The sequence below is a fragment of the Virgibacillus chiguensis genome, assembly GCF_900129865.1.
Classification (GTDB): Bacteria; Bacillota; Bacilli; order Bacillales; family Amphibacillaceae; genus Virgibacillus; species Virgibacillus chiguensis.
In genome coordinates this window covers 159,705-175,663 of record NZ_FQXD01000001.1, presented here as the reverse complement: position 1 = coordinate 175,663, position 15,959 = coordinate 159,705, and the positions used below count along the sequence as shown (strand labels likewise).

General features: G+C 34.5%; 19 protein-coding genes. 18 read left to right on the top strand and 1 reads right to left on the bottom strand.

Going from position 1 to position 15,959, the window contains the following annotated elements; genetic code table 11:
- Nucleotides 1-354: 354 nt before the first annotated feature.
- The 11 genes from BUB45_RS00920 (at nt 355) to BUB45_RS00870 (ending at nt 9,876) form a co-directional block, all read left to right on the top strand.
- The gene (locus tag BUB45_RS00920; RefSeq protein WP_073004266.1) at nt 355-1,530 is read left to right on the top strand and encodes a D-alanyl-D-alanine carboxypeptidase family protein; all 1,176 of its coding nucleotides are present in this window, start codon (nt 355-357) and stop codon (nt 1,528-1,530) included.
- A gap of 108 nt (nt 1,531-1,638) precedes the next feature.
- Nucleotides 1,639-1,992: an anti-sigma F factor antagonist gene (gene spoIIAA, locus BUB45_RS00915; protein ID WP_073004264.1), complete on the top strand. Its 354-nt coding sequence runs from the start codon at nt 1,639-1,641 to the stop codon at nt 1,990-1,992.
- Complete coding sequence (gene spoIIAB, locus BUB45_RS00910; protein ID WP_073004262.1) at nt 1,989-2,432, top strand: anti-sigma F factor; 444 nt, start codon at nt 1,989-1,991, stop codon at nt 2,430-2,432. The genes spoIIAA and spoIIAB overlap by 4 nt, the downstream gene beginning before the upstream one ends.
- A gap of 12 nt (nt 2,433-2,444) precedes the next feature.
- The gene (gene sigF, locus BUB45_RS00905; protein WP_073004260.1) at nt 2,445-3,200 is read left to right on the top strand and encodes an RNA polymerase sporulation sigma factor SigF; all 756 of its coding nucleotides are present in this window, start codon (nt 2,445-2,447) and stop codon (nt 3,198-3,200) included.
- A 293-nt stretch (nt 3,201-3,493) separates the two neighbouring features.
- Nucleotides 3,494-4,156 carry a stage V sporulation protein AA gene (locus BUB45_RS00900; RefSeq protein WP_073004259.1) on the top strand — a complete coding sequence of 221 codons (663 nt, stop codon included), beginning with the start codon at nt 3,494-3,496 and terminating at the stop codon, nt 4,154-4,156.
- Nucleotides 4,116-4,556 (top strand): stage V sporulation protein AB, encoded by a 441-nt coding sequence (locus BUB45_RS00895; RefSeq protein ID WP_280157276.1) that lies wholly within the window; start codon nt 4,116-4,118, stop codon nt 4,554-4,556. Before BUB45_RS00900 ends, BUB45_RS00895 begins: the two co-directional genes overlap by 41 nt.
- Nucleotides 4,557-4,739: 183 nt before the next feature.
- Nucleotides 4,740-6,215 (top strand): spore germination protein, encoded by a 1,476-nt coding sequence (locus BUB45_RS00890; RefSeq protein ID WP_073004255.1) that lies wholly within the window; start codon nt 4,740-4,742, stop codon nt 6,213-6,215.
- Between the two features lie 333 nt (nt 6,216-6,548).
- Nucleotides 6,549-7,856 (top strand): diaminopimelate decarboxylase, encoded by a 1,308-nt coding sequence (gene lysA / locus BUB45_RS00885; protein WP_073004254.1) that lies wholly within the window; start codon nt 6,549-6,551, stop codon nt 7,854-7,856.
- A 73-nt stretch (nt 7,857-7,929) separates the two neighbouring features.
- Nucleotides 7,930-8,367, top strand: coding sequence for a peptidylprolyl isomerase (locus BUB45_RS00880; RefSeq protein WP_073004252.1), 438 nt, complete (start codon nt 7,930-7,932; stop codon nt 8,365-8,367).
- A 251-nt stretch (nt 8,368-8,618) separates the two neighbouring features.
- A complete protein-coding gene (locus BUB45_RS00875; RefSeq protein ID WP_073004250.1) occupies nt 8,619-9,074 on the top strand; it encodes a M50 family metallopeptidase in 456 nt (151 codons plus the stop codon).
- A gap of 436 nt (nt 9,075-9,510) precedes the next feature.
- Nucleotides 9,511-9,876 carry a GNAT family N-acetyltransferase gene (locus tag BUB45_RS00870; protein ID WP_073004248.1) on the top strand — a complete coding sequence of 122 codons (366 nt, stop codon included), beginning with the start codon at nt 9,511-9,513 and terminating at the stop codon, nt 9,874-9,876.
- 79 nt (nt 9,877-9,955) lie between these two features.
- Here the strand turns inward: BUB45_RS00870 and BUB45_RS00865 are convergent, their stop codons facing one another.
- On the bottom strand, nt 9,956-10,045 hold the full coding sequence (locus BUB45_RS00865; RefSeq protein ID WP_021291215.1) for a YjcZ family sporulation protein: 90 nt from the start codon (nt 10,043-10,045) through the stop codon (nt 9,956-9,958).
- A 141-nt stretch (nt 10,046-10,186) separates the two neighbouring features.
- Between BUB45_RS00865 and BUB45_RS00860 the strand changes: the two genes are divergently transcribed.
- The 7 genes from BUB45_RS00860 (at nt 10,187) to resA (ending at nt 15,931) form a co-directional block, all read left to right on the top strand.
- The gene (locus tag BUB45_RS00860; protein WP_073004247.1) at nt 10,187-10,921 is read left to right on the top strand and encodes a segregation/condensation protein A; all 735 of its coding nucleotides are present in this window, start codon (nt 10,187-10,189) and stop codon (nt 10,919-10,921) included.
- Between the two features lie 2 nt (nt 10,922-10,923).
- Nucleotides 10,924-11,514, top strand: a complete 591-nt coding sequence (gene scpB / locus BUB45_RS00855) for an SMC-Scp complex subunit ScpB (RefSeq protein WP_073004245.1) — start codon at nt 10,924-10,926, stop codon at nt 11,512-11,514.
- A 429-nt stretch (nt 11,515-11,943) separates the two neighbouring features.
- Nucleotides 11,944-13,053 (top strand): D-alanyl-D-alanine carboxypeptidase family protein, encoded by a 1,110-nt coding sequence (locus BUB45_RS00850; RefSeq protein ID WP_073004243.1) that lies wholly within the window; start codon nt 11,944-11,946, stop codon nt 13,051-13,053.
- On the top strand, nt 13,047-13,637 hold the full coding sequence (locus BUB45_RS00845; protein WP_073004241.1) for a nucleoside recognition domain-containing protein: 591 nt from the start codon (nt 13,047-13,049) through the stop codon (nt 13,635-13,637). The genes BUB45_RS00850 and BUB45_RS00845 overlap by 7 nt, the downstream gene beginning before the upstream one ends.
- On the top strand, nt 13,637-14,167 hold the full coding sequence (locus BUB45_RS00840; RefSeq protein ID WP_073004239.1) for a spore maturation protein: 531 nt from the start codon (nt 13,637-13,639) through the stop codon (nt 14,165-14,167). Before BUB45_RS00845 ends, BUB45_RS00840 begins: the two co-directional genes overlap by 1 nt.
- Nucleotides 14,168-14,559: 392 nt before the next feature.
- Entirely contained in the window at nt 14,560-15,297 is a 738-nt protein-coding gene (locus tag BUB45_RS00835; RefSeq protein WP_073004238.1) for a pseudouridine synthase, read from the top strand.
- 61 nt (nt 15,298-15,358) lie between these two features.
- Nucleotides 15,359-15,931 (top strand): thiol-disulfide oxidoreductase ResA, encoded by a 573-nt coding sequence (gene resA / locus BUB45_RS00830; protein WP_073004842.1) that lies wholly within the window; start codon nt 15,359-15,361, stop codon nt 15,929-15,931.
- The last annotated feature ends 28 nt before the right edge of the window (nt 15,932-15,959 follow it).

Below are 15,959 nucleotides of genomic sequence, written 5' to 3'. Positions count from 1 at the left end.
TTGACGAAAAACTAGTTTAACAAACTTTCCTTCCTTAGGTTAGGAAACTATGTCAAGATAAGTGATGGCTCGCTCAATGCGAGCCATTTATTTTTGTGCTATTAGGAAAGCATAAGATTAGGTTTATAGTATAAGTAAAACGACGATGTTTTATCCCCATACAGACTTGGCGATCGCCAAGTCTTTCTAAAAAACTACTTTTAAAGTAAGCATATAAAGTAAACTTATCTCCAATATTCTGGTATAAAAAATGCCTAATTTGGTTAGCCTATATGTATGACGTCTGAATAGAAACTAAAGCATCTATATCGGTTAAAAATGGATAACCTACATAGGAATATTGGAGGGAAAACAATGAAAAAAGCTCTATGCATCATCAGCCTTGTCTGTATTCTCATTGGAAACGCGGTAACTTTAGTAAGTGCTGAAGAAGAAAAAGAAAATACCAATCAAAAGTTAGCTGAAGATGCTAAATCAGCTCTTTTGATGGAGCGCGACACTGGAAAGATATTATTCCATAAAAACGAGCATGAAAAACTACCACCAGCAAGTATGACGAAAATTATGACGTTGTTATTAATTATGGAAGCATTAGATGAAGAAAAATTAAAAATAAACGAACAAGTAAGGGTAAGTGAGCATGCTGCCTCTATGGGAGGGTCGCAAATATTCTTGGAAGCCGGAGAAAAGATGAGTGTTGATGACTTATTAAAAGGAATTTCTATAGCTTCTGGTAATGATGCTAGTGTCGCTTTAGCAGAACGCATAGCTGGAAGTGAAGATGCTTTCGTAGAGAAAATGAATCAAAAAGTAAAAGAACTTGGATTAAAAAACACAAAATTCCAAAATGTAACAGGGCTTCCTGCTGATGATCAGTATAGTACAGCTCATGATATGGCTGTAATGTCGAAAGAGTTACTAAAATATGAAGATATTACTAACTACACCTCCATTTATGAGGATTATTTACGTAAAGGGGAAGATAATGAATTTTGGCTTGTGAATACAAACCGGTTAGTAAAATTTTATGCAGGTGTTGATGGGCTAAAAACAGGCTATACAAGTGAAGCAAAATATTGTTTGTCCGCTACAGCGGAAAAAGAAGAAATGCGAGTTATTGCAGTAGTTATGGGAGCTAGTTCTTCTAAAGAAAGAAATGAACAAGTTTCTAAAATGCTTGACTATGCATTTAACCATTATCAAACGCAAAAATTATTTGAGAAAGGTGATAAAATAACCGAGCTAAACCTAACTAAAGCTGAAAACAAAAAAACGGATGTAGTTGCTGCAGAATCTATTAGTACATTATTTAAGCGGGGAGATTCTTTTGACAATATTACTACAGAAGTGGTTATGAAAGAAGATATTCAACTTCCTGTTCAAAAAGGGGATTCTGTAGGTGAGCTTATTATAAAAGATAAAGATAACATTTTATCTAAAAGTAATTTGACTGTTAAAGATACTATTCATGAGGCGACTTTCGGTACTCTTTGGAAGCGTGTATGGCAAAATATGGCGAAAAATGATTAATTATTTCTATTTTGGCAGAACTATTTCTTCTTTTGTCAACGAGCAGGATTTATATTCTAGATTCTCGAACTATAAAAGTATGGCAGTATGAAGGAGGAGACGAAGGCAATGGGACTTCATTCAACATTTGCTGTTAAAGAGAATGTATTAGTTGTTCGCCTTTCTGGGGAATTAGATCACCATGAAGCAGAACAACTACGTAAAGAATGGAAAGAAGTAATGTGTGAGCATGACATTAAACATGTGGTTTTAAATTTAGAAGCTATGGATTTTATGGATAGTTCTGGTCTAGGAGTAGTGTTGGGAAGGTATAAGGAAGTATTACAGTTAGGAGGAGAGATGGTTGTTTGTTCTGTCTCCCCTCCAGTAAGAAGGTTGTTTGAAATGTCAGGATTATTTAAGATTGTTCGATTAGAAGAGAACGAGCAATTTGCTTTAGAGACGTTGGGGGTGGCATCGTGAAAAATGAAATGACAGTTACCTTTTCAAGTGTTAGTGAAAATGAATCATTTGCCAGAGTAACCGTAGCTGCTTTTGTAAGTAAGCTTGATCCGACGATGGACGAGCTTACAGAAATTAAAACAGTAGTATCAGAAGCTGTAACTAATTGCATTATTCATGCTTATAATAATGAACCTCATCATGAAGTAACAATAACCTGTGCGTTAATAGATGAACAAGTGGAATTAATTATTAAGGATAACGGAATTGGGATTGATGATATTGACGAAGCACGCCAGCCACTATATACTTCCAAACCTGAGTTAGAGCGATCTGGAATGGGTTTTACGATTATTGAGAACTTTATGGATACTGTCGAGGTTATATCTAATCCTGAACAAGGCACAACTGTACACATGACCAAACAATTAACCAACGCAAAAACGATGTGCTCATCGTGAAAGGTCTTAGCGATGAATGTTAATGTGCAAGGGGATAATAGGAGCGATTCACTATCTGATCAGGAAGTAAAAACACTAATTGAAAAAAGTCAGCAAGGGGATAAAGTAGCAAGAGATAAATTAGTGGAAAAAAATATGCGCCTTGTATGGTCGGTTGTACAACGGTTTATAAACAGAGGATATGACCCAGACGATTTGTTTCAAATTGGAAGTATTGGTCTCATTAAATCCATTGATAAGTTTGATTTATCCTATGATGTCCGTTTTTCCACGTATGCTGTGCCAATGATTATTGGTGAAATTCAACGTTTTATTCGAGATGATGGAACTGTGAAAGTTAGTCGATCATTAAAAGAAACTGGGAACCGAATTCGAAAGAAAAAAGATGAATTAACGAAAAAAAACGGTAGATCACCAACAGTAAATGAATTATCAGAGGCATTGGAAATTTCACCGGAAGAAGTTATCCATGCACAGGAAGCAAGTAGATCGCCACAATCTATTCATGAAACGGTATTTGAGAACGATGGTGACCCAATTACGTTATTAGATCAAATTTCCGATCAAGATACAAATTGGTTTGAAAGGATCACTTTACAAGAGGCTATTCGCGACCTAAGTGAAAGAGAAAGACTCATTGTTTATTTGCGTTATTACAAAGATCAAACGCAATCTGAAGTAGCTAAACGTTTAGGTATATCGCAAGTACAAGTATCTCGATTAGAGAAGAAAATATTAGAGGAAATGAAACTATACATTAATGTTTAAATAAAATTAGTTGTAAGATCCCATTTGCCAAATACGGTAGATGGGATCATTTTTGTACTATAGGAAATATGAATGAAGATTTTTTCCAAAATATAAAGGTGCTTTCGCAAGAATTGATAGATGCGAGTTGGATAAGTTTAAGAGGGGGAAATATATCCTAATAAATCTTTGGGCTACAGAAAATAGTACAAGCAAAAAAGAAGATGTTTTCTCAGTTTTTATAGCAAATTAAATATAGAAAATTCTTCAATATAATTAACCTGTGTAAATTTTAAGGTTTTAGTAAATACTAAATGATACAAGTATCCGAAGCGTTTGGAGGGAGAAAATTGCCCAACCAAGTTTATGTAAGAATGAAAAAAACCCTGGAATTAACTGCATATCAATTGTTACAACTAAAAGATATTGCAGTGATATCCACAAATAATACAAATAAAAAGGAAATTGAATACACACCAATATATCGATTGGGTAAAAAAGATAAAAATATTGTTGTAATTGACAGTTTTTTAGTTATTGAACATTTGAATTGTAATTTTCCAGATCTGGATTTTCAATTAATTGGCCCAGATCAAACAATAATTCGGATTAATAAGCGCAAAAAGTCTCCTTCTGTTCTTGTTGCTCTTAGTGTTTGGTTACTAATCTTTGTTGGAACAGCAATGACAATTATGAATTTTCATTATGATGTAAGTATGCAAGAAGTACATCAAAAAGTTCACTTTTTGTTAACTGGAGAGAAAAAAGAATATCCGTTATGGTTGCAAATTCCTTATTCTTTAGGATTAGGAATTGGTATGCTGTTGTTCTTTAATCATTGGTTTAATAAACGCTTTAATGAAGAGCCGAGCCCATTAGAAGTAGAAATTTATAATTACCAGCGAAATTTAGATGATTACGTAATTCAATACGAAAATGCACACAACGATGCTGACCATCCTCACTCATCTTCTTGAAGCTTTAATTGGATTTAGTGCAGGGCTTGCTGTAGGTGCTGGTTATGTAGCGTTTATTACCATTTTAGGAATTGTTCCTAGACTTATACAATTAAGTAAAACAGAAATGTTTCTACCTATCTATACAGCATGTATTCTTGTGGGAAGTTTATTCGGAACCTATTTATCATTTACGTCTGTAGTTTGGAACAATTCAGTATTTTTTATAGCTATATGGGGGCTATTACAAGGTATTTTTAATGGAATGCTTGCAGCTGCATTAGCAGAAGTTCTTAATGTATTTCCTATATTATATAAACGGATTGGTATTGAAAAATATTTGTTATGGCTGCTTATGGCAATTGTGTTTGGAAAAATAGCAGGTTCTTTATTCCAGTGGTTATATTTTGTAAAGCATTAATCTGCTTACCCGCATTTATCTAAGTTGCTATTCCCATTTTATTTGGGTTTCCCAGCAAAGTTAAATGTGCAAGGTAGGTTCTGTTACCTGTTTCCGTTTTTCTAACCAAGCTCCCTGTGGCTATTTACGGAAAAACATTCCATCAGCATCATTATTATTGTAATTTAAAAGGGGACCGTACATATGGTACAACATGATCAAAAAATACCTGTGAATCCTAGATTAAGACATACTGAAAACTATATGAAAACAAGATTAGGAATTGGTGTTTCCTTTGATTTAGGCTTTCGTGAGCTTGTACTATTAAAACGAGACATTCAAATTTATTATGTGACAGGATTATGCGATTCAATCATCATCCAAGACTTATTAAAAGAGCTTGTTAATTTAAATGATCATGAAGCCAATAGTAAAAAGCTTCCAGAAATCATTAAAAACCGACTTATACATCAACAAGTTGAGCAAGTAAAAACAATGGATGAGGCTGTAGATCAGATGCTATCGGGTTTAATTGTTTTATTTATTGACGGAGAGCGGTTTGCTTACGTCATAGATGTACGAAATTATCCAGGTAGAACACCTGAAGAACCAGATATTGAACGAGTGGTTCGTGGTTCTAGAGATGGGTATACTGAAAATATTATTGAAAATACAGCTTTGACCAGAAGAAGAATAAGAGACCCAAGATTGCGTAATGAAATGCTGAAAGTAGGAGAACGATCCAAAACAGATGTTTGCTTAAGCTATATTGATGATGTTGCGGATGAAGGGCTGATTCAATTAATTAAAGATCGAATTCAAGACATTGAAGTTGATGGTATTTCAATGGCTGATAAGACCGTTGATGAATTTATTATTGATCGCAAGTGGATCCCATATCCACTAGTACGTTATACAGAGCGTCCAGATGTTGCGGCAAATCATTTATTAGAAGGACATGTTTTAATCATTGTGGATACATCACCTAGTGTCATTATTTTACCGACCACATTTTTTCACCATTTACAGCACGCAGAAGAATACCGTCAAACACCAGCAATTGGTACTTTTATTCGTTGGATACGATTTTTGGCTATCTTTGCATCTATGTATTTACTACCATTATGGCTATTACTTGTCATGGAACCGGATTTATTGCCTAAAGAACTGGCTTTTATTGGACCGAATGAAGAGGGGAATATCTCGATTCCTGTCCAGATAGTAATGGCTGTCATTGGTATTGAATTCCTTAGAATGGCCGCCATTCACACACCGACCCCTTTATCAACCGCAATGGGTTTAATTGCAGCGGTTTTAATTGGGCAAATTGCCATCGATGTTGGGATGTTCAGTCCTGAAGTCATTTTGTATGTCTCTGTTAGTGCTATAGGTGGCTATGTTACTCCCAGTTATGAGTTAAGCGTGTCTAATAAAATAGTGAATATTATATTTGTGGTGGTTACTGGGTTATTTGGATTAGTTGGTTTTATCACCATATTTTTAGCTCATCTCCTATTTTTAATGCACCTTAAATCTTTACGAACACCTTATTTATGGCCATTTATCCCTTTTAATCCACGAGCTATGTTGCACACTTTAATTCGTATCCCTGTACCATATACAAATAGTAGACCAAGCATTGTTCACCCTAAAAACAATTATCGTCAACCTGAAAAATGATGGTATTATTCAGTAGGAGTTATGCGTGTCTCCTGCTGGATACGCACTACTATATTTAAACGTAATGATTTGTTAAGAATAGCTGTTAGAGGTTGTATTACCTTTTACATGTTGTAGAAAAATATTACACTTAGGCATATAGCTACAGTTAAATGTATAAGATAAGACCTGAATTTTTAAATAAGTCTCTTTTCATTTATACGTTGATGTGGTAAAGTTTTTAATTATAACTTACGTTTAGAAAAGTATAAAATATTATGGTGTATAGTGTAAGCTAAATGAAGTCTTGGCGACAAGCCAAGTTTTTCATATGTTACGGAGGTTTTTAATGCTATGATAATTGATAATCATCCATTTACAGTAAATAAACAAGGACATTTAGAAATTGGCGGTATAGATAGTGTAACATTGGCAAAAAAGTATGGAACACCTTTATATGTTTATGATGTGCAAATAATTCGAAACAACTGTCGCGCTTTTGTAAATACGTTTAAAAAAATGGGTATTCCTGCGAAAGTAGCTTATGCTAGCAAGGCATTTTCATCAATTGCTATGTTACAAGTCATGAAGCAAGAGGAAATGTATTTGGATGTGGTATCGGAAGGAGAATTGTACACAGCATTACAAGCTGGTTTTCCAACTGAGAAAATTCACCTTCATGGAAATAATAAAAGTATTGCAGAAATTAGGATGGCAATTGAAAATAATATTGGATGTATTGTGGTAGATAACTTTCAAGAAATTCAACATATTCATTCTTTACTTAAAGATTACAATAAACAAATGGATGTTTTAATGCGAGTAACACCAGGGGTGGAATCCAAAACACATCAGTATATTATGACAGGACATGAAGATTCTAAGTTTGGGTTTAACTTGCAAAACGGGCAAGCCGAGAATGCACTTTTAAAGATGATTGATGATCCATATATTTGTTTTCAAGGATTGCATTGCCATATAGGTTCTCAAATATTCGAAACAGATCGATTTATATTAGCTACAAATATGTTGTTTGAATCATTAAAAATGTGGAAACAACAGTATAATTATGTACCTAATGTGCTAAATTTGGGGGGAGGCTATGGAATTCGTTACACCAAGGAGGATGCTCCTATATCATACGCCCCATTTATAGAAGAATTAATTTATGAAGTGCAAAAACAAGCAGAATCTATAGCGATTCCAATGCCAGAAATTTGGATAGAACCTGGTAGAGCAATTGCTGGCAATGCTGGGATTACTTTATATACTATAGGTTCGATGAAAGAAATTCCAGGAATTCGAAATTATATAGCGGTTGACGGGGGTATGACAGATAATCTACGACCCTCGTTATATCAAGCAAAATATGAAGCGGTGTTAGCAAATAAAGCAGATTGGTTAGTAGAAAAAAAAGTATCTATTGCTGGTAAATGTTGTGAATCAGGGGATATGCTTATATGGGATTTACCTTTGCCTGCTGTTTCACAGAATGATATTTTGGCCGTTTTTTCAACGGGGGCTTATGGTTATTCTATGGCAAACCATTACAATCGATTTGCAAAACCCGCAGTGGTTTTTGTGGAAAATGGCAAGGATAAACTCGTTGTCAGACGTGAGACTTATAAAGATGTTACTCGCCATGACCTTAGTTTTGAATAAGTAAATTCTTTGCACAGACTTCATTACATGATAAAATGGAGCTTAGTTCTATTACAAAAAGGAGATTTATAGAATGGCTAAAAAAGGGTATATTTTATTGGAAAATGATAATAAAATTGAGTTTGATTTATATGAAGAAGCAGCACCAAATACAGTGGCAAACTTTGAAAAACTTGCCAATGATGGCTTTTATAATGGATTAACATTTCACCGTGTTATTCCTGGCTTTGTTAGTCAAGGTGGTTGTCCAGTAGGTAACGGAACAGGATCAGCTGGTTATACAATTAAATGTGAAACAGAAGGGAATCCGCATAAACACCAAGAAGGATCTCTTTCAATGGCTCATGCTGGAAAAGATACAGGAAGTTGTCAATTTTTTATTGTCCATGAACCTCAACCACATTTAAATGGCGTTCACACTATATTTGGACAAGTAACATCAGGAATTCAATTTGCAAAAACAATGCAAAATGGAGATGTGATGAAGAAAGTTAAAGTTTATACGGCTTAATTTTCATTGGTATGTAGTCAGGTAACATAAGGGTGACAGAAGTTATAAACTTTATAGTAAGAGCCTTTCTTTAATAAATTTACTAGATTTTCTGAGTTAATGTACAAATAGTAAAAACGGAGAAGTAATAAAGAAGATTAGCCATCTCTGTTTTTTAACCATTCGTTTTTAATAATTAGTCAGTACGGGCACAAACTAGTGTAGGAGAAGAGCCTGCTAATCAAGGATTCACATGAAACTGAGGTGGGAGTATGGATGTTTTACTGCTTTTTTACCTCCTCGTTTTCGTAGCACCAATTAGTATTTTTTTTCATGAATTTGGTCATGCTATAGTTGCTTGGTTTTTTCAAGCCGAAAAAGTGGATATATCAATTGGAGCAGGAACTGTAAAAACATTAATGCACGTAGGTAGGTTTACTATTTCTATTGCTCCGTTGTTTTTTATTGGGGGTTTAGCAACAAGTTATCGGCAACCCGACTATAGCAGATTGGAAAAAATAATTATAACTATTTCTGGCCCTTTATTCAGCATTTTCATGGCTTTTATATTTTGGAAAATAGATGTCATGACTATCGCCATTTCCTTTCACCTGTTTGTTTGGTTCAACCTTTGGGTAGGGCTCGTAAATTTAATTCCTTTTAAGTGGAAAGGAAAGAAAACAGATGGACATATCATTATGCAACTTTTACGAAATAAAAATGTCTAGAAGACGATCTTAATACTAACAGAAGTTGTTTTACTTATTGAAAAATTTGATTACACAGATGAATTGTAATTCATGCTGCAAGTTAAATGAATTAGCCAACTTTTATGAATGGTAAATAAAAACGCTTTATGGTAGTCTAGTTTATTCGTGCAGTTGAGCTTTGTTTTACATACATATTTGACAAAACAAGGGAAACGTGCATAAATATAATTACGAGCATTTAGTTTAAAATTTCTATATTATATAGTTACTAATTAAATTGTCCGCTTAAAACCAATAGCTTAATTGTGTATTGTTTTATCTCAATGTAGGGCGTTTTAAACATCCACAACAAGGAGATAAGTTGATTGCAGGAGATACAAACATCTAGTTTGAAATGAAAAACTCCTATTGAATAAATTTCACATATAAGCTATTTTGTTAATGAGGGGTATCTATGTTAATTCGCTTTAAGAAAAATTTAGAAAAAATAGCCATGGGTTTGCTTTCTTTTATGCCTGAAGAAAAAGATGTTAAGAAGCTACAGCAAACCATTAAAGAATATGAAGCCAACCCAGATTGGCATTTGTATTTATGGAAGGAAGAAGATGACGTTCTAGGAGCAATTGGTTTGCGGATTGAAAACGAAAGTAATGCTATTATTCAGCATGTTTCGGTTAATCCTTCACATCGTAATCAAGGGATAGGAAAAAGAATGGTTATTGAGGTTGATCAACTTTACCGTAATAAGTATACAGTCTCTACAACAAAAGAAATTCAGGAGTTTTATCAAAGGTGTGATGAAACAAATGATTTTGAATGAAGTGTAAGAAAAAAAGCCAGCCTAAAAGGGCCGGCTTTTATTTTCGTTTGCACTGCTTAGCCATGTAGAAGATATTGATTTAGAGCCATGCAGCACCAACAATAATCAATAGTATGAATAGTACAACGATTAACGCGAATCCTCCACCGTAACCATATCCGCCACTCATAATAATATACCTCCTTTTTGTACTTAGCCTTAAATGTTTCGAATAACATTTATCTTACAGTAATAACATATGTTAGAATTTAAAATCGTGTATAGGCGTTTGTAATTAATGATATAATTTTTACGGAAAGGAGGTAATAAAATGCAAGCTTACCAGGTGAAATTGGACGCTTTTGAAGGTCCACTTGATTTATTACTTCATTTAATTAATCAATTTGAAATTGATATTTATGACATACCCGTAGCGCAAATTACGGAACAGTATATGCAATACATCCATACTATGAAACGGTTAGAGCTAAACATTGCTAGTGAATACTTAGTTATGGCAGCAACTCTCATAGAAATAAAAAGTCAAATGCTTTTACCAAAACCGGAATTAGATTTAGATGCTGAAGAGTATATGGAAGATCCACGAGAAGATCTTATGCAACGATTAATTGAGTATCGAAAGTATAAAGAAGCTGCTTTGCAATTGCAGGTTATAGAAAAAGAGGCAAACCAAATCTATACGAGATCACCTTTAATGTTCGATGAAAGTATATCTAAATCTTCAGAAATCGTTCCAGGTGAAACATCGGTTTATGATATGTTGGAAGCATTACGTCAAATGTTTGAACGGAAAAAATGGAATGCTCCACTAAAAACAAAAGTTGAAAAATCAGACATACCGATTGAACAGAGAATGGAGGAAGTACTACAGATAGTGAAATCAGCGAAAGAAGGGGTTTTGTTTGATCATTTATTCACAATACAAACTCGCCCTCATATTGTTGTAACATTTATTGCTCTCTTGGAATTAATGAAAAAAAATCAAGTTTATTGTAAACAAGAGAAGCAGTTATCCGAATTATACGTGTTTAATATGGAGGAATAAAGGTGGAAATAAATAAATTAAAAGCAATTGTAGAAGGTTTGTTGTTTGCTTCAGGGAATGAAGGAATAACAATAAAGCAATTGTCAGATGTTTTGGAAGTAACAGAAGCAACGATTGAACTTGTTCTAGACGAATTAAAGCAAGAATATGAAAGTACAGATCGCGGTATACGAATGATGCAAGCACATGAAGTGTTCCATTTAACAACTAAACCAGAGCATAGTCATTATTACAAGAAATTACTAGAGACACCTCAAACCACAAGGATGTCTCAAGCAGCGTTAGAAACGTTAGCCATTATTGCTTATAATCAACCGATAACACGAACTGAAATTGAGGAAATACGAGGTGTAAAGAGTGATCGACCAGTACAAACTCTCCTCTCTCGGCTTTTAATTGAAGAAGTAGGGAGGAAAGATACAGTAGGTAAACCGATCTTGTTTGCTACTACAAAAGAATTTCTTACTTATTTTGGTTTAACATCATTACAAGATTTACCACCTCTACCAGATGCAAATGATGAAGAAGTAGAAACGGAAGCAGATTTATTTTTTGAGCGTTTTAATGAACAAATAAATGAAGACCATTCATAATGGAAGTTGGCTAAATGCCAACTTTTTTGTGGTCTAGGAAATTACAAAATTTTTTAGCTGTGGATAAACTCACTAAGCTATTTAGCCACATGCCGCTTCATCGCCAGCGACTAGGCGACTTCGCTCCATTGCCCTACGATAAGTCATCATTGGTTCGTGCAACACCGTCTCACCATAATTCCTAAAACTTTAGTTGCTTCGTTCCACTCGTTACGTTGCTAACCGGGGGCTTGTGCCTTTGTTGCTATAGGAAACTTTAAAGGCAGAAAAATAATAAAGTGTTTATTATAGAGTGGTTTTTGCATACAGAATGTTTTATGTGATCTAGTGATTATATGGCGATCTTTTTACGGTTTCCTATTGTGTTTGCATAACTTATTAGGACATGCATAGATTGTAAAGAGACCAAGATCGGGAGGAACCAAGCGTATGCGATTTGTTTTAGTTACCATTTGCTCAATATTTTTGTTGACTATTTTATTTCCCGTAAAAGGACATGCTGCACCACAAGTTTCTGCAAATCATGCAGTTTTAATGGAGCAAAGCACAGGTCGTGTATTATTTGAAAAACAAGCTTACTCAAAGGCTAACATTGCAAGTATTACAAAAATAATGACTGCTATTATTGCGATTGAATCTGGTAAGATGCATGAAAAAGCAAAAGTGAGTCGAAAAGCTATTTATACAGAAGGCTCATCGATTTACTTAGAGGAAGGGGAAAAGATGCGTTTAAAAGATCTAGTATATGGATTAATGTTGCGCTCGGGAAACGATGCAGCTGTAGCAATTAGTGAGCATGTTGGAGGGAGTGAAGCTGGTTTTGTTTACTTAATGAACGAAAAAGCTAGGTGGCTAGGTATGAACGATACAAACTTTGCTAACCCACATGGTTTGGATGAAGAAGGTCACTATTCAACCGCATATGATATGGCGACACTAATGCGCTATGCTATGAAAAACCCTACATTTCAAAAGGTAACAGGCGCAACATCTTATTTAGCGGAAACGCGTATCTATTCTTGGCAAAATAAAAACAAATTATTAACCCAATATTATGACCATAGTACTGGAGGAAAGACGGGATATACGAAACAAACTGGAAGAACATTGGTTTCTACTGCTGAAAAAGATGATATGAATTTAATAGCAGTAACGTTAAATGCTCCTGATGATTGGAGAGACCATATTACGATGTTTGAGTGGGGTTTTGAAGAATACAATATAGAAACATTGACTAAACCAAAAAGACTTGCTTATCGATTACCTGAAAGTAATGAAGTCTATACTGCTTATATAGATAAAGCAATTCAATACCCATTAACGAAGCAAGAAAAAAGTAAAGTATCTAACCAGCTGTTCATTGATGAGACCATTTCTAATAACAACATAATTGGAAAAAACATATTTTATTTAAATGGCAAAGCCATTGCAACGACAAATGTTTTAAATGAAGCACCGAAATCTGTTAATAAGAAACCATTTTCCAGCAATATTTATCAATTATTTAAGTATATTTCCGGAGTTGATGTGTTATGGTAAACATAATTTGGGTATCTATGGCAGCCATCGGCATTATTTATGCTATGTTAAACGGTACAATGGATCAAGTTAATGAAGCTATTTTCTCTAGCGCAAGTGAAGCTGTTACTTTATCTATTGGACTAATTAGTGTGCTCGTATTTTGGCTCGGAATTATGAAGGTTGCTGAAAAAGCTGGGATTCTATCTGTTTTGGCGAAACTCTTTCGACCGCTTATTGTTAGATTATTTCCAGATATTCCAAAAGATCATCCAGCTATTGGTTACATCCTGTCCAATGTCACTGCAAATATTTTTGGACTAGGTAACGCAGCAACACCTATGGGGATTAAAGCTATGGAGCAAATGAAGCAGTTAAGTGGAAATGACGCTGCTTCTAGATCTATGATTACTTTCTTAGCTTTAAATACATCAAGTCTAACGGTTATCCCAACAACGGTTATTGCTATACGCATGCAATATAACTCTGCATCTCCAACTGAAATTGTTGGGGCAACTATTTTAGCGACGTTCATATCATCATTGGGCGCCATAATAATTGATCGGATTTTTTATCACAAAAATAAATGGGAGGCAGCATCTTAATGGAACTGGTAACAATAGTGAGCGCATGGCTAGTTCCTTGCTTCATTTTAATTGTCTTAGCTACTTCAATAATTAAAAAAGTGCCTGCTTATGAAGTATTTGTGGAAGGCGGGAAGGAAGGAGTAAAAATGGCTTTTTCCTTGCTTCCTTTTTTAGTCGGTATGATTGTAGCAATAGCTATATTGCGAAGTTCTGGAGCATTAGAGGCGTTTATTGATTTATTGGCGCCAATCTTAACAGCGATCGGAGTGCCGCCAGATATAATTCCACTAGCATTGGTTAGACCGATATCAGGTACAGCAGCACTCGGGATGACAACCGAGTTAATACACACGCATGGCCCAGATTCATTTATAGGTAGGCTAGCATCTGTTATGCAAGGGAGTACAGATACGACACTCTATATTTTAACAATATATTTTGGGGCTATTGGCATTAAGAAGATGAGATATGCTTTAAAAGTTGGTTTATTAGCCGATTTAATAGGAATTATTGCTTCCGTTATCATTGTATCTATTCTGTTTGGGTAACAATAGTTTTTTAGTTTAAATATGTAGGGGGTTCTTTGAGACTAGAAAAAAGATAAAAGTTGCTTTATCTTATAAAAAAAGATAAGCTTGTCATGAAAACTTGGCGATAAGCCAAGTTTTATAATTTAAGGTAGAATTTTACCGTCCGTACTATTTGTTCTGCATGTTTATAATGAATTAGATGTGAAATCGGGATATCAAAATAAAATAAAGGCGTAAGATTTGTTATCTAAGCTATTTATTCGTATAGTATAATTGATATTCATTTGTAAGAATCGAATACAAAGGGTAAAATAATTTAGGTGTAGAAGCCCCATTTAATCTAGCATTAAATTTTTCATAACCATGAAGGCTTCACTATATATTGCACATATAAAGGTAATGGTGATAAAATGACAAACACACAAGAGAGACTACAAAAAGTGATTGCCCAAAGTGGCATAACATCGAGAAGAAAAGCAGAACAATTAATTTTAGATGGAAAGGTAAAGGTAAACCAACAAGTCGTTACAACACTTGGTACGAAAGTAAAACATGATGATTTTATTGAAGTAGACGGTGTTCCTTTGGAAAAAGAGGCTCCTGTTTACTATTTGTTGTACAAACCTCGTGGTGTAATATCCAGTTTAAAAGACGATAAAGGTAGAAAAGTAATTACCGATCTACTAGGTGAAGTAGACGAACGTGTTTTCCCTGTCGGTCGATTAGACTATGATACATCTGGTATATTGATTGTAACAAATGATGGTGCATTTGCTAATTTGCTCATGCATCCCCGATACCAAATAGATAAAGAGTATGTTACAAAAATAAAAGGAATTCCAGAAAAAGCTGACTTGGCAAGGTTGAGAAAAGGCGTTCGATCGGAGCAGGATATATTAAAAGCCGTACAATATCGTATTCTTGAAACGGACAAAAAGAAAAATCATACTATTTTACAACTAACTTTAAGAGAAGGGAAGAATAGACACGTGCGTCGAATGATGGAAGCATTAGGTTTTCCAGTTTTAAAGTTAAAGCGTGAAAAATATGGTTTTTTAACTCTTAATGGTCTAAAACCAGGAGAATATCGACCATTAACCCCGAAAGAAGTAAAGCAAATGCGGCATTTGGCAGAACAAAATTGTTGAATAATATTCAAAATTTAAATTCTTCCAAAATGTTATAATGGTTGTTGGGAGTTGATTCATGATGAGTTTAGATGAAATAAAACAGAAGAAAAAGAATAAAAAAAGAAATCGCTTTATATTTCGATCTGTTATTTTACTTATACTAGTTGGGGCAGTTGTATTTGCAGTCGTCCAAAATCTGCAAGATGATAAGATTATTTACGATGTTGGCGACAATGCCCCTGATTTTCAACTGGAGCAAATAAACAAATACAATGAACGAGAAACAGTTCGGCTTAGCGATTTAGAAGGAAAAGGGGTAATGCTTAATTTTTGGGGAACTTGGTGTAAGCCTTGTGAAGAAGAAATGCCTTACATGCAAAAATTGTACCCACAATATAAAGAAAAAGGGGTCGAAATAGTTGCAGTTAGTCTTGATTCCACAGAACTCGTTGTTCATCGTTTCGTCGATGAATATGACTTAACTTTTCCTATTCCTCACGACAAAGATAGTCAAGTGAGAGACTTATATAAAGTGGGCCCTATTCCAAGCACTGTATTTATTGACCCACAAGGTAAAATTGTAGAGGTAGTAAATGGAGCATTAAGCTTAGAAAGATTAGATGGTTATCTACAAGAAATAACGCCGAAGTAAACGTCTTTTTGTAATGGGGAAGGGGAAT

Excerpts from the sequence above, each read along its gene's own strand:
- BUB45_RS00890 (WP_073004255.1), top strand. The coding sequence starts at position 4,740 with ATGGTACAACATGATCAAAAAATACCTGTGAATCCTAGATTAAGACAT.
- BUB45_RS00865 (WP_021291215.1), bottom strand. The coding sequence starts at position 10,045 with ATGAGTGGCGGATATGGTTACGGTGGAGGATTCGCGTTAATCGTTGTA.
- BUB45_RS00845 (WP_073004241.1), top strand. The coding sequence starts at position 13,047 with ATGGTAAACATAATTTGGGTATCTATGGCAGCCATCGGCATTATTTAT.
- BUB45_RS00920 (WP_073004266.1), top strand. The coding sequence starts at position 355 with ATGAAAAAAGCTCTATGCATCATCAGCCTTGTCTGTATTCTCATTGGA.
- BUB45_RS00860 (WP_073004247.1), top strand. The coding sequence starts at position 10,187 with ATGCAAGCTTACCAGGTGAAATTGGACGCTTTTGAAGGTCCACTTGAT.
- BUB45_RS00900 (WP_073004259.1), top strand. The coding sequence starts at position 3,494 with ATGATACAAGTATCCGAAGCGTTTGGAGGGAGAAAATTGCCCAACCAA.
- BUB45_RS00880 (WP_073004252.1), top strand. The coding sequence starts at position 7,930 with ATGGCTAAAAAAGGGTATATTTTATTGGAAAATGATAATAAAATTGAG.
- BUB45_RS00840 (WP_073004239.1), top strand. The coding sequence starts at position 13,637 with ATGGAACTGGTAACAATAGTGAGCGCATGGCTAGTTCCTTGCTTCATT.
- spoIIAA (WP_073004264.1), top strand. The coding sequence starts at position 1,639 with ATGGGACTTCATTCAACATTTGCTGTTAAAGAGAATGTATTAGTTGTT.
- BUB45_RS00850 (WP_073004243.1), top strand. The coding sequence starts at position 11,944 with ATGCGATTTGTTTTAGTTACCATTTGCTCAATATTTTTGTTGACTATT.
- sigF (WP_073004260.1), top strand. The coding sequence starts at position 2,445 with ATGAATGTTAATGTGCAAGGGGATAATAGGAGCGATTCACTATCTGAT.
- BUB45_RS00835 (WP_073004238.1), top strand. The coding sequence starts at position 14,560 with ATGACAAACACACAAGAGAGACTACAAAAAGTGATTGCCCAAAGTGGC.
- BUB45_RS00895 (WP_280157276.1), top strand. The coding sequence starts at position 4,116 with ATGCACACAACGATGCTGACCATCCTCACTCATCTTCTTGAAGCTTTA.
- resA (WP_073004842.1), top strand. The coding sequence starts at position 15,359 with ATGAGTTTAGATGAAATAAAACAGAAGAAAAAGAATAAAAAAAGAAAT.
- BUB45_RS00875 (WP_073004250.1), top strand. The coding sequence starts at position 8,619 with ATGGATGTTTTACTGCTTTTTTACCTCCTCGTTTTCGTAGCACCAATT.
- lysA (WP_073004254.1), top strand. The coding sequence starts at position 6,549 with ATGATAATTGATAATCATCCATTTACAGTAAATAAACAAGGACATTTA.
- BUB45_RS00870 (WP_073004248.1), top strand. The coding sequence starts at position 9,511 with ATGTTAATTCGCTTTAAGAAAAATTTAGAAAAAATAGCCATGGGTTTG.